The following is a 13,063-nucleotide window of genomic DNA, read 5'->3' as shown; positions in this document are numbered from 1 at the left end:
TTTACTTTACCATTTTCTCTTACACTTTCCATTACTCTTAAATACTTTTTTCCTTTCACCTTTGATATTTTAACGAACATCATGCCATCTCCTTTTAGTGGTTTTCATATATATTATACCACTAAAAGTTAGTAAAATCAATAGTTATATGCAAAAATATCATAAAAAGTTAGCCACACACTTTTTCGACTGACCTAGATTTACACACCTCAAATACGCATTTTACCGTCCAATTTTTTCATTTTTCCTTAAATTGCTGTCAAACTCGGGAGAATTCTTCTTAAGATGGAAATATTCATTTTAATTAATATATGAGGCTTCTTATTTTGATAGAAGCCTCATTTTTTATAATATAAAAAAGAAATTATAAAAAGAAAAACGGGATAACGGGATGGATTTTTTATTCATCTAATAGTTTCCTTACAATTTCATTTGCTTTTTGTGGATTTGCTTTTCCTTTTGTTTCTTTCATAACCTGACCAACAAAGAATCCAAATAATTTTGTTTTTCCATTTTTATATTGTTGATATTGTTTTTGATTATTTTCAATAATTTTTTTGACAATTTCTTCTATAACTGAATCATCATCAATTTGTTCCAAACCTTTTTCTTTAACAATTTCAGAAGGCATCTTTCCACTTTTAAACATTTCAATAAATACATCTTTTGCTATTTTTGTTGAAATCTTTCCAGAATTTATTAATTCTTCTAATTCTTTATAATGCTTTGCTTTTATTTTTACGTCTTTTAATTCAACATTATTTTTATTCATTTCTCTCATTAAATCTGTGATTATCAAATTACTTACAAATTGTGGATTTTTAACAATTTTTGCAGCTTTTTCAAAGTAATTTGCTAAATCCTTATCACCTGCTAAGATTTCAGCATCATATTCTTTTATTTTATATTCATCAATAAATCTTTTTGTTTTTTCATCTATCATTTCAGGCATTGTTTTTTTGATTTCATTAATTTTTTCTTGAGTAACGATAACAGGCGGTATGTCTGGTTCGGGAAAATACCTATAATCAGCTTCTTCTTCTTTTGATCTCATAGAAAATGTGGATTTTGTAGAAAAATTCCATCCTCTTGTTTCTTGGGGGATGTTTTCACCTTTTTCCATTAATTCTATAATTCTATTTCTTTCATATTCAAGTGCTTTTTCAACAAATTTAAAAGAATTAATATTTTTTACTTCAACTCTATTACTTTGTATGTTTTTTTCTAAATCTGTTATTGAAATATTCGCATCACATCTTAAAGCACCTTTTTCCATGTCTCCAGATGATATTTCAGCATATCTTAAGATATTTCTCAATTTCTCCATAAACTTTCGTGCTTCTTCTGGAGATTCTATATCAGGTTCTGTTACTATTTCAATTAAAGGTATTCCACTTCTGTTATAGTCAACAAAGCTATATGATGCATTTTCTAAGTCTTCGCCAGCATGAAACATTTTACCTGAATCTTCTTCAAGGTGAATTCTGTTAATACGTATTTTTTTATCATCTATTTCTATATATCCATTATTTGCTAAAGGATGAAAATATTGTGTTATTTGATAACCTTTTGGCAAATCAGGGTAGAAATAATTTTTTCTATCGAATCTCGAATATTCATTTATATCAGCATTTAAAGCGATAGCTGCTTTAATACCAAGATTTAATGCCTCTTCGTTAAATACAGGTAATGCGCCAGGTTGTCCTGTGCAAACAGGACAAATATTTGAATTTGGTTCACTTTCAAAAGCATTTGCAGAACAGGAACAAAAAGCTTTTGTTTTTGTTAATAATTGCGTATGGATTTCGAGTCCTATTGTTGTTTTATATTTCATTTAAAGCACCTCCGGCAATTCGAGAGTTCCAAATATATCTTCAAATTGTTTAGCTATTCTTAGTAAGTTTGCGTCATTTAAAGGTTTTGATATTAAATGTATTCCGAATGGAAGTTCATTTATTTTACCAGCAGGAATGCTAATAGCAGGAGCTCCAATCATATTTGCTGGTATTGTAAATAAGTCCATTAAATAATATTGTAAAGGAGATTTTAACTCACCAATTTTAGGTGGTAATATTGGTGAGGTTGGAGTTAAGATAGCATCATATTCTTCAAAAGCTTTTGTGAAATCTTGATTTAATAAATTCCTTATTTTTGCAGCTTTTGCAAAATATGCGTCGTAATATGCAGAACTTAAAGTAAATGCTCCCATAAATATTCTTCTCTTTACTTCGAGTCCAAATCCTTTATCTCTTGTTTGCATATATGTCTTTTTTAATGCGTCATTTTCAGTTCTTAAACCATATCTCATACCATCATACCTTGAAAGATTTGAGCTGGCTTCTGAAGGTGCGATAATATAATATATGGAAACAGTATATTTTAAATGAGGAATATTTATTTCGTCAATTTCAACGCCATTATTTTTTAGTATTTGAATTGTTTCTTTAAATTTCGATAATATATCTTTATCAACGCCATCTAATTCAAAAACCTCTTTTGGAATGGCTACTTTTAAATTATTTAATTTTTTGTTTAAGTTAGATGTTAAATCCCAGTTTATATTCAATGAGGTAGCGTCATTTTCATCCTTTCCACTCATTATTTCAGTTGTAATTGCAGCATTTTCCACATTTGAGGCTAACACACCAATTTGGTCTAGAGATGAAGCAAAGGCTGATAACCCATATCTTGAAATAGCGCCATATGTTGGTTTGAATCCAACAATTCCACAAAAAGAAGCTGGTTGTCTGACGGATCCGCCGGTATCAGAGCCTAAAGCAAAAGGGACTATTTTAGCAGCAACTGCAGCAGCAGAACCTCCACTTGAGCCACCAGGTATTCTTTCTAAATCCCACGGATTTTTTACAGGACCGAATGCAGAATTTTCATTTGAACCACCCATAGCGAATTCGTCTAAATTTGTTTTTCCAACTACTGTAAATCCAGCATCTAATAATTTTTGAACTGCTGTTGCTGTATATGTTGAATTATAATTTTCAAGGATTTTTGATCCGCAGGTGTTTTTTGTTCCTAAAACCTGTATATTATCTTTAACTAAAAAAGGTGTTGAGTAGAATTTTCCATTTTCATTTCCTTTTATTATTTTGAATTCTAATACAGCATTTATTTTTTTATTTATTTCTTTTGCTTGTTCAATATTAAAATTAAAATTTTTCATTTGTTCCCTCCTCTTTTCAATCTTTTAGTCACATAAATTACTGATTATATTACCATCTTGTTGTAATGTTGATTCCACCCACTTTTGGTATTAAATTTAATTTTTTCAATATTTCTCTTTTGTCTTCTGTTAAATAAATTCTTGAAATTTGAATTAAATTGCTTTCCATGAATTTATAAGCGGGATATCTTTCAAAAACTTCATCAAACCTTAGAATGTCTCCATTATAATCCAATATAGACACATCTGTTGATAAAAATTCTTTTGGATGCATAAGAGCTAATTTATATGGGGTATCAATGATAAATAACTTTTCAAAATTATCGAGTATATATGACAATTCTTGTTTTTCTTCTTTTGATATTTCGGTATTAATAGTTTTTTTAATATTTTCTTTTAATTGTTTTAAAACGTTTTCAGCTACACTAACGCTTATCACTGAAGGATCAAGACCTGTTGTTGAAAAAGGAATTTCTATTAATAATTTCCACAAGTCTCTTGATTTTAATCTTTTAACCAAAATATAGGCTTTAGCAATTTTATCCGCTTTTTGCATTAATTCAGGGTTTATACTAAATAATTCATTTTCTTTCTTTTCATATAATTCTTCGTATACCATCTCAATTTCGTTAATTATTCTTTGATCTGTTAAAGATGTAAATTTGTCAAGATCACGAACCCTTGATTTTAAATCAAGTATATCATCAGCAAGTCTTAGAATTTCTTGAATCATTTGATCAGCGGCTCTTGATGTTTTATGGAAGTAAACGTTTTTGTACATCATAAAACGTGCAAATAATACGGTATATATATTATCTATAATTTTAATGTTATAACATAGTTTTTCTTTATTATTAAGAGTTTTTATTGATGCGTTTCTTATTATTCTATCTAAATCACCAGTCCCAAAATCTCTTGTTCCAGCATAATATGAATCTCTTAAGACAAAATCCAATCTATCTGCCCCGAGTGGCCCCTGGACAATATTAAATTCAGGGCTACCTCCTGTATTTTCTGCTTCGAATAATTCATTTATCATTGTCATTACATCTTTTAATCCATCTTTTATAGATTTTTCATTGTCTTTTATTTCTCTTTCAACTGTTAAAGACAAGTCTTTTAAAAAATCTTTTTTTGTTCTTGGATCGTTTAGCTTTTTATATACATCATATGCCTGATCAATTAATTTAGTGTTTAATATTTTTTTTCTATATTCATCATGTCCATCAGTTAATCCCATTCTTTTATATATAACATCATCAAATTGATGGCTATATGGTCCATGTCCTAAATCATGAACAAGTCCCGCAAGTCTTAATATTCTTGTTTTTTGATGATTATTTTCAAAAAGTTTTTTAGCATATAAACCCGCAATATGCATAACTCCTAAAGAATGCGAAAATCTTGTATGTGTAGCACTTGGATAAACATATTCTGCTCCAGCTAATTGGCTTAAATATCTTAGTCTTTGTACTAATGGTGTATCAGCTATTATTATTTCTAAAGGATATATAAAAATTTCTGAATAGATCGGATCTCTAGATACTTTGAAATATAACTTTTCCATAATTTTTTAGCCCCCTATTAAAAATTGTATGTCGAAAATTAAAAGCCATATGAATGAAATTAAGATTAATGCTAAGCTAACATAAGCCAGTATTTTCCAATATTTATATGAAGTATATGTATCAGAAACAGAGGTTAACCAACCAAATGTAAACCCTGTTACTAGTCCTCCAATATGGGCAAAGTTATTTATTCCAGGGGATGTGAAACCTAAAAATAAATTTATTATTATAACAGGCAGTAGTGCGGTTCCTGTCACAGGTTTTAACATTGGTGGAGTGTCTTCTCTAAATCCCGCTCCAAATAATAAGCCAATTAATCCAAATATAGCTCCACTAGCGCCAACAGAAAATGAATCTGGAATAAATATTTGAGTTAATAATGAACCACCAATACCAGAAGCAAGATAAATAGTTATAAATTTATGTGGGCCATATACCCTTTCTACAATATTGCCAATATAATATAATGCATACATATTAAAAAATAAATGCAGGAATCCTCCATGAACAAACATTGCAGTAATGAATCTAAAATATTGATGAGAAATAATTATTAATTTTCCATACTGTGCCCCTGCAAAGATGAGGGTATAGACATTAGAAAAAGCACGAAATCCTCCGCCAAAAACAAACATTAATACAAAAACAACAATATTTAATGTAAATATTTTTTGCGTTACATTGTCAAAGTTAAAAAACTTTTTTATATATTCCATTTTTTCACCTCGATCTTGAATGATAAATTGCCGAAGCAGATGCTCCCAATATTCCCGCATCTTCAACTAACGATGATAACAGTATTTTAAAAGAATTTCTAAATGATGGCATTAAATAAAAGTTAACCTTTTCTATTATAGGATCCAATAGAGATTTACCTGCTTTACTCATGCCTCCACCGATTATAATCATTTCTGGGTTAAATATGTGAACAAAATTTCCAATAGCTTTTGCTAAAGCATCAGTGATTTTATCTACAACCATTTTTGCTACAGGGTCATTATGTTCTAAAGCCATGAATACATGTTTTGATTCAATGTTTTCAACTTTTCCAGCAAATTCTACTATTTTATTTTCAGGGATTTTTGCAGAAAATTCCTTTGCCCATCTGGCAGTATTTCTTGCTGAAGCAATTGCTTCTATACATCCTCTTGAACCGCAACCGCATAACGGTCCGTCTGGATCTACAATAATATGACCCAATTCTGTTCCAATTCCATCTTTACCTGTTATTAATATTCCGTGTGAAACAACTCCTCCTCCTATACCTGTTCCTAATGTCAAAGCAACGAAATGTTTTAAACCTTGAGCTGATCCGAAATACCATTCGCCTAAAGCAAAAGCATTAGCATCATTTTCCACAAATGTAGGTATCTTTAATTTTTCGATAATAATTCTTGAAAGTTCAAAGTTATGAAAAGGTAAATTTGGAGCATATCTTACAATACCATGATCTCTGTCTATTGAGCCAGGTGAACCTATACCAATACCTTCAATTTTATCCATATTATTTTCGGCTACAATTTCTATTGTTTTTATAATGTTTTCAGCTACTTTTTGGGCGCCGAGGTTGGCTTCAGTTGGAATTGCAACTTTATTTATTATTCCTTTATCTTTTGATACCAGGCCTGTTTTTATTTCAGTTCCTCCAAGGTCAACACCTATTAAATACATTTTTTCCTCTCCTTTCGTAATCTCTTAATTGTAATTTTAACATGTTTATGTAGTATAATAAAGCTAGAGTAACTAATATTTTTCTTATTATTTATTATTGAGGTGATTTTATGAATATTGGTATTATTGTTGCTGCAGGGAAGGGAGAAAGAACAAAATTATCCTACCCTAAACAATTTTACCAGATTTTAGGTAAAAGTTTGTTAAGAATTGCATTAGAAAAATATGAATATTCAGAATTAATTAATAAAATAGTCGTAGTGGCTAATGAGGAGTTTATGGAAGAAACGAAAAAGGAATGCTATAATCTTAACAAAGTATATGGTATAATTAAGGGTGGCGAATCACGACAAGAATCCGTTTATAATGCTTTAAAAAATATATATAATAACTTTGGGTTTGATGTGTTGTTTGTTTCTATACATGATGCAGCAAGGCCTTTTGTTAGCATAGATAAAATAAATGAAGGTATAGAAATTGCAAAAAAATATGGTTCTGCAATTTTGGCTTTGCCAGAAAAGAATTCTGTGTCTCATGTTGTTGGAGATGTTATTGATAAAATATTGGATAGAAATGAAATATTTTTGCATCAAACACCACAAACTTTTGATTTTCATAAATTATACAAGGCATATACAAATTTTGAAAATGAACTGAAAAGTTTTACAGATGATGCAAGTATTTTTCATAAGGCAGGAAACTTTGTTAGAATTATTTCTGGTGAGGAATATAATGTAAAGATAACAACGGAATTTGATTTAAAATTTGCAAAGTGGTTGATAAAGGAAGGTAAAATAAATGCTTAAAATAGGCGCGCATATGAGTACTTCTAAAGGATTTTACAAAATTCCAGAGGCAACAAGAAATATTGATGGAAACACTTTTCAAATATTTTCTCACAGTCCAAGAACATGGAAAGTTAAACAGCCAAAAGAATCAGATATAATTAAATTTAAAGAAAAAATGAAAGAGTTTAATATATCTTTTGATGATGTACTTGTTCATTCAGGATATTTGATAAATCTTGCTACACCAAACGATGAAAATTGGAAAAAATCAATTAATTTAATGACAGAGGAGTTAAAGATAACAAATATGTTAGGAATTAAATATTTTAATGTTCACCCAGGATCACATCTTGGTGAAGGAGAAAAGTATGGGTATGATAGAATAGCTAAAGCATTAGATATTATTTTAGAAGAGTTAAAGGGTTTAAATGTTGTCATTTTACTTGAAAATGTAGCAAAAAAAGGTGGCAATATTGGTTGGAATATAGAACAACTTGGTGAAATAATAAAAAGAAGTAATTTTTCAGATAAATTAGGAATTACATATGATACATGTCATGGATTTGATTCTAATTATGATATTAGAGATAAGGATGATGTAAAAAGATTGTTAGATGAAATAGAGAAGTATATAGGATTAGATAAGTTTAAAATGATACATTTGAATGATTCTAAATTTCCATTGGGTGCTGGTAAAGACAGACATGAATTTATTGGTAAAGGTGAAATCGGATTAGCAGGATTTGAAACATTTTTATCTTTTGATGAAATTGTTAGATTGCCGATGCATCTTGAAACACCTGGTGGTGATGAAGAACATGCTGAAGATATTAAAGTAATTAAAACAATATTTGATAGTAACAAAATCAAAATTCAGTAAATAGGAGGGATGGAGTATGACTGACAACTTCGAGATCTTCGATGTTGAAGAGGAGAAACCAAAAAGAAGTAAGAATTTTTTTAAGAGGATCACCTGGTTAGTAGTGATATTGTTGATTCTGGGATATTTAAGTACAAGTATTTATCAAGTAGGACCATCTGAAATGGGGTTGGTTTTAACTTTTGGTAAATACACATCAAGCACGGGACCGGGAATTCATTGGCGTTTACCATATCCGTTTCAATCACATAGGATAGTTGATATTAAAACTTTAAAAAAAATAGAGATAGGGTTTAGAACGGTAAATTATAGAGGACGAATTGAATATCAACCAGTGACACAGGAATCTTTAATGATAACGGGTGATGAGAATATAGTAAGTCTTGAAGCTGTTGTGCAATATAGAATTGCCGATCCGGTAAAATTCGAATTTAGGGTTTTGAATGGTTTTGATATGGTTAAATTTGCAACAGAAAGCGTTTTAAGAGAAATGGTAGCTATTAATCCAATTGATAATGTTTTAACTTCTGAAAGGGATAGAATCGCTATGGAAACTGCAGCAAAGGTGCAAAAGATATTAGATAGTTATGGCGCAGGAATTAAAGTAGAAAATGTTTATTTGCAAGAAGTTGCTCCTCCAGATGAAGTTGTTAAAGCATTTGACGATGTTAATAGTGCAAAACAGGATAAAGAAAAATTCATAAACGAAGCTAATAGATATGCTAATGATGTTATTCCTAAGGCAGAAGGTCAGGCTCAAAAGATTTTAAGAGCAGCTGAAGCTTATTCTTATGAAACTGTTGCTATTGCTACTGGTGAAACAAAGAGATTTAAAGCTATGTTGAAAGAATATAAAGCAGCAAGAGATATTACAAGAAAAAGAATAATTTTAGAAGCTATTCAGGATTTATTAGAAAATTCAAAACAGAAAATAATTGTTGACAGTTCTGGAACACTTAAACTGCTTAATTTACCTGAAATAGGTGGTGGTACAAAATGAAAAAAAGATCAAAATTAATAATATTAGGAATATTTTTAGTAGTAGTAATATTATTTGTTTACACTTCTTTATTTATTGTTAATCAAGAACAACAAGCAGTTGTGTTAAGATTTGGACAAATTCAAAAGGTTGTTACAGAACCAGGAATAAGGTTTAAAACACCTTTTATCGATAATGTTGTAAAATTTGAAAGAAGACTTATGTTATATGATATTGAACCAGAAAGAATAATCACTGCTGATAAAAAAACAGTTATTGTCGACACGTATACAATTTGGAGAATAAATGATCCAAAAACATTTATAGAGAGTATGAGATCAGTTCAATTAGCTTTAACAAGAATAGATGATGTTGTGTATTCTAATGTAAGGGATTTAGTTGCTAAATATACTTTAGATGAGGTTTTATCAAAGAAAAGAGAAGAGATGTTAAATGAAATAACCAAAAGAAGTAGTGAAAATTTAAGGCAATTTGGTATTGAAATTGTAGATGTAAGGGTAAAAAGAACAGATTTACCACCAGATATTTCAAAATCTGTATATAATAGAATGATGGCAGAGAGATATTCTATTGCTGCACAAATAAGGGCAGAAGGTCAAAGAGAATCTGAAATAATCAAAGCAGAGGCAGATAAAAAAGTAAAAATTATAGTTTCTGAAGCAGAAAAAAATGCAGAAATAATAAGAGGAACAGCAGATGCCAGCGTTATTTCAATATATGCAGAGGCATATGGTGAAAGTCCGGAATTTTTTGAATTAAGAAGAATGGCTGATATTTATAAAAAATCATTTAAAGATGGTATGATATTATTATCACCAGATTCGCCAATTTTAAAATATTTGTATGAGGGAAAATAGATGAAAAAAAGTTTAATACTATTAATAGTTTTAACTTTATTTGTTTTAAATTCATGTTTTTATTCTCAAGAAAAAGTAGAAATAACAATTGAAGGTGACGTTGCGTCACCTTCTTTTCCCATTAAAATTGGTGTTAATTTGGATAATTATGAATTAAAATTCTTTGATGAAAACAATAATGAAATAAAATATAAAAATGATGGAAATTATTATTATTTTTTAAATTTAAAAGAAGGAAAAAACATTGTTTTTGTTCAGGTTTTTTCTAAAAAAAAGAAAGTAAGCGAAAAAAAGATAACTATTTATTTTGACAATACTCCACCAGATATAGCATTTTTAAATTATTTTATAAAAAGTGGGGAGTTATACATTACAGCATCTTCACCCGCAACAGATTTAAAAAATTTTGTTTTAGAAAATGCTAAAGAAAAATATAATTTCAATATTAATTTAAAAATCCCATTAAAAAAGAATATGGGTATTATAAAATATAATCTGTATGCAGTTGATACTTATAATAATAAGTCTAAAACAAAAGTAATCGAAATAAATACTAATAATGATGAAAAGCCGAAAATATTGAATACAGATTTAAAAATAGCATTATTTGGTAAAACAAATATTAAGATATCTGATGATTGGACACCAGTAGAGAATTTAAAAGTGTTATTAAAAACAGATAGAAATAGTTACTCATTAATTAATATAGATGAAGTTCTTTCTGAAGAATCTAAAGTAGGAACGTTAATTGTTATAGATAATGGTGATAACTATACAGAAAAAAAAGTAAATATAGAATTAGAAAGAAATATTCCATCAATGGCTAAAGGTAATCCAAGATTGATAGATTTTTCAGTTGATACTTTTGGATGGGATTATGAAACTGATGTTGAGTCATATATTGTGGAAACGCCATATGATTATGGTTGGAAGCAGGAATTAGAGACTAAAGCAGCCTATGCGAGAATTACAGACTCTAATGTTGCAATGATTAGAAAAAAGAGTAAGTTTGGGACATTAAGTTTTCCTTCACGACCAACCATTAGATTTTCTGGGACATTTGTACATCTGGTGAGAAATATTCTTGATTCATCAGAGGAAAATCTTTATTTGCCACAAATAAATTCAGAATTTTTAATAGGTGGTCAAACAATATTAGGCGAAAAGAGCATAGTTATGGTTGAATCGGGAAGTATTTTGAAATTTGTTTCTAATTCTAAATTAGTAATAAAAGGATTGTTTTTCATTATGCCAGGGGCAGGAAAATCCTTGATTAGTGGGAATGGTGAAATTATTGTTGATGGTGGAATCTTTATTGCATCAAAAACAATTTTTGATAAGGTTAGGATAGTAGGGAATAATGCTAAATTAATATATTTGGAAGACTCGGAATTTTTAGAAGGTTCCGATTTGCTTTCTGTAAATGATTTTAGAATATGTTTGTATAATACATTAGGATATAAAAGTAATTTAAATTTACATAATGCCGAAGAAATATATATTAAAGAAAGTACATTTAACACATTAAATTTACAAAATGTAAATATTTTAAAGTCGGATAAATCTTCTTTTGTTAATTTGAATATTAATGGATTAAGTAAAATATTTTTAAATAAAACGAATATTAAAAATATAAAGCAAGATGGATTTTCATGGTCTAAAATAATTAATTCAAATGTTGAAAAAATAAATATTTCAGATTATTCAAGAAGTGAAATATTTAATACAAATATTACTACAATTAGTACCAATACCAGTGTGGTGATTCAATGAATCTTGATAAAATATTTAGAGAATTGGATTTAAAATCGCCTAATAAATTTCATTCACCAACTCATGGGACAACATTCCTTATAGAGATATCTAAATTATTAAAAGGTGAAAAAAAAATCTTAGAATTAGGATCCGGAATAGGTAGTGTATCTTTATCTTTAGCTAAAATCTATAGTAATATTGAAATTATAGGATTTGAGTTGCAAAGAGAACCATATGAATATTCTTTAGAAAATTTAAAAAATAATAAATTAGAAAAAAGAGTAAGATTTATAAATGATGATATAGAAAATATATCAAAATATATTGAATGTGAATCAATAGATTGTATAATAACAAATCCACCGCATTATTCAAGCAAATCGTTAATAAGTCCTTACGAGGAAAGAAAAGTGGCAAGGACTTTTGATAAAGAGAATTTAGAAAAATTTTTTAAAGCAGCAAAATATGCGTTAAAAAATAAAAAGAGATTTATTTTTGTATACCATCCCGTTCATTTTATGAGTTTTTTAGATTTAGCAAAGAAACATAAATTTATGCTTCAAGAAATGTATCTTGCTTATGGGAAAAAGCATACAGAATGCCAATTAATAGGAGGTATTCTAAGAAAAAATGGTGGTGAAAATTTAAAAATACACCCCCCTGTTTTCTTAAAGAATTCAAATGATTTGAAGGAGGAAAAGGATGCTTATAACATTTGAAGGAATAGAGAGCTCTGGTAAATCCACATTATCAAAACAATTAACAAATTATTTTAAATTAAAAAATTATAATGTTATATGGAATAGAGAACCTGGTGGGACAGAACTTGGTGAGAAAATTAGAGAACTCCTATTGGGTAATTATAATATTTGTCATGCAAGTGAGGCTCTTTTATTTGCTGCTAGTAGAGCGCAGTTAGTAGAAGAATTAATTAAACCAAATGAAAATAAAATTATTATTTTAGATAGATTTGTAGATTCTTCAATTGTTTATCAGGGTTATGCAAGGGATTTAGGCTGGAAAGAGGTTTATGAAATAAATAAACATGCATTAGATGGAATAATGCCAGATTTAACAATTGTAGTAGATATCTCTGTTGAAACGTCTTTTAAAAGAATGGAAAATAAAAATAAAGATAGAATAGAAAGTGAAGGAAAAGAGTTTTTCAAAAAGGTTAGAGAGGGCTTTTTGAAATTAAAAGAATGGTTTCCTGAAAGGAATATTGAAATAATAAATGGTGAATTAAGTTTAAACGAAGAATTTGATATTTTATTGAATATAATAAAAAAGTATATTTAAAGAGGCCATAAATTTTTTGTGTATAAATAACAAACTAATACAAATAGGTAACTTAATTCTTAAATAA

At 28.6% G+C, this 13,063-nt stretch carries 12 protein-coding genes; 7 read left to right on the top strand and 5 right to left on the bottom strand.

All coding sequences use genetic code 11. The features are described from left to right. Positions 1–400 precede the first annotated feature (400 nt). Genes gatB through BUA62_RS02275 form a run of 5 tightly spaced genes read right to left on the bottom strand, consistent with a single transcriptional unit; the run spans position 401 to position 6,417 of the window. Entirely contained in the window at positions 401–1,834 is a 1,434-nt protein-coding gene (gene gatB / locus BUA62_RS02295; RefSeq protein WP_072863028.1) for an Asp-tRNA(Asn)/Glu-tRNA(Gln) amidotransferase subunit GatB, read from the bottom strand. Next, positions 1,835–3,199 carry an Asp-tRNA(Asn)/Glu-tRNA(Gln) amidotransferase subunit GatA gene (gene gatA / locus BUA62_RS02290; RefSeq protein WP_327037248.1) on the bottom strand — a complete coding sequence of 455 codons (1,365 nt, stop codon included), beginning with the start codon at positions 3,197–3,199 and terminating at the stop codon, positions 1,835–1,837. Between the two features lie 28 nt (positions 3,200–3,227). Continuing rightward, positions 3,228–4,745, bottom strand: a complete 1,518-nt coding sequence (locus tag BUA62_RS02285; protein WP_072863024.1) for an HD domain-containing protein — start codon at positions 4,743–4,745, stop codon at positions 3,228–3,230. Positions 4,746–4,751: 6 nt separating this feature from the next. Further along, complete coding sequence (locus tag BUA62_RS02280) at positions 4,752–5,462, bottom strand: rhomboid family intramembrane serine protease (protein ID WP_084670660.1); 711 nt, start codon at positions 5,460–5,462, stop codon at positions 4,752–4,754. Between the two features lie 4 nt (positions 5,463–5,466). Then, on the bottom strand, positions 5,467–6,417 hold the full coding sequence (locus BUA62_RS02275) for an ROK family protein (RefSeq protein WP_072863022.1): 951 nt from the start codon (positions 6,415–6,417) through the stop codon (positions 5,467–5,469). 110 nt (positions 6,418–6,527) lie between these two features. Here BUA62_RS02275 and ispD point away from each other — a divergent pair, with 110 nt between their 5' ends. From ispD to tmk, 7 genes are read left to right on the top strand one after another with little or no spacing between them, the layout of a single operon-like run. Continuing rightward, complete coding sequence (gene ispD / locus BUA62_RS02270; RefSeq protein ID WP_072863019.1) at positions 6,528–7,223, top strand: 2-C-methyl-D-erythritol 4-phosphate cytidylyltransferase; 696 nt, start codon at positions 6,528–6,530, stop codon at positions 7,221–7,223. Further along, entirely contained in the window at positions 7,216–8,085 is an 870-nt protein-coding gene (locus BUA62_RS02265) for a deoxyribonuclease IV (RefSeq protein WP_072863017.1), read from the top strand. The genes ispD and BUA62_RS02265 overlap by 8 nt, the downstream gene beginning before the upstream one ends. A 16-nt stretch (positions 8,086–8,101) precedes the next feature. Next, a complete protein-coding gene (gene hflK / locus BUA62_RS02260; protein WP_084670659.1) occupies positions 8,102–9,085 on the top strand; it encodes an FtsH protease activity modulator HflK in 984 nt (327 codons plus the stop codon). Next, positions 9,082–9,942: a protease modulator HflC gene (gene hflC / locus BUA62_RS02255; RefSeq protein WP_072863015.1), complete on the top strand. Its 861-nt coding sequence runs from the start codon at positions 9,082–9,084 to the stop codon at positions 9,940–9,942. The genes hflK and hflC overlap by 4 nt, the downstream gene beginning before the upstream one ends. Beyond that, positions 9,943–11,715 carry a hypothetical protein gene (locus BUA62_RS02250; protein ID WP_072863013.1) on the top strand — a complete coding sequence of 591 codons (1,773 nt, stop codon included), beginning with the start codon at positions 9,943–9,945 and terminating at the stop codon, positions 11,713–11,715. Next, positions 11,712–12,416 (top strand): tRNA1(Val) (adenine(37)-N6)-methyltransferase, encoded by a 705-nt coding sequence (locus tag BUA62_RS02245; protein ID WP_072863011.1) that lies wholly within the window; start codon positions 11,712–11,714, stop codon positions 12,414–12,416. The genes BUA62_RS02250 and BUA62_RS02245 overlap by 4 nt, the downstream gene beginning before the upstream one ends. Then, entirely contained in the window at positions 12,400–12,996 is a 597-nt protein-coding gene (tmk, locus tag BUA62_RS02240) for a dTMP kinase (RefSeq protein ID WP_072863009.1), read from the top strand. Before BUA62_RS02245 ends, tmk begins: the two co-directional genes overlap by 17 nt. The last annotated feature ends 67 nt before the right edge of the window (positions 12,997–13,063 follow it).

The organism is Marinitoga hydrogenitolerans DSM 16785, assembly GCF_900129175.1.
Lineage (GTDB): Bacteria > Thermotogota > Thermotogae > Petrotogales > Petrotogaceae > Marinitoga > Marinitoga hydrogenitolerans.
The sequence above is the reverse complement of the archived record's forward strand: the minus strand, read 5'-3'. Positions and strand labels throughout refer to the sequence as shown.

Coding starts and splice junctions, on each gene's coding strand:
- gatB (WP_072863028.1), bottom strand. CDS start 1,834: ATGAAATATAAAACAACAATAGGACTCGAAATCCATACGCAATTATTA.
- BUA62_RS02285 (WP_072863024.1), bottom strand. CDS start 4,745: ATGGAAAAGTTATATTTCAAAGTATCTAGAGATCCGATCTATTCAGAA.
- BUA62_RS02280 (WP_084670660.1), bottom strand. CDS start 5,462: ATGGAATATATAAAAAAGTTTTTTAACTTTGACAATGTAACGCAAAAA.
- BUA62_RS02275 (WP_072863022.1), bottom strand. CDS start 6,417: ATGTATTTAATAGGTGTTGACCTTGGAGGAACTGAAATAAAAACAGGC.
- ispD (WP_072863019.1), top strand. CDS start 6,528: ATGAATATTGGTATTATTGTTGCTGCAGGGAAGGGAGAAAGAACAAAA.
- BUA62_RS02265 (WP_072863017.1), top strand. CDS start 7,216: ATGCTTAAAATAGGCGCGCATATGAGTACTTCTAAAGGATTTTACAAA.
- hflK (WP_084670659.1), top strand. CDS start 8,102: ATGACTGACAACTTCGAGATCTTCGATGTTGAAGAGGAGAAACCAAAA.
- hflC (WP_072863015.1), top strand. CDS start 9,082: ATGAAAAAAAGATCAAAATTAATAATATTAGGAATATTTTTAGTAGTA.
- BUA62_RS02250 (WP_072863013.1), top strand. CDS start 9,943: ATGAAAAAAAGTTTAATACTATTAATAGTTTTAACTTTATTTGTTTTA.
- BUA62_RS02245 (WP_072863011.1), top strand. CDS start 11,712: ATGAATCTTGATAAAATATTTAGAGAATTGGATTTAAAATCGCCTAAT.
- tmk (WP_072863009.1), top strand. CDS start 12,400: ATGCTTATAACATTTGAAGGAATAGAGAGCTCTGGTAAATCCACATTA.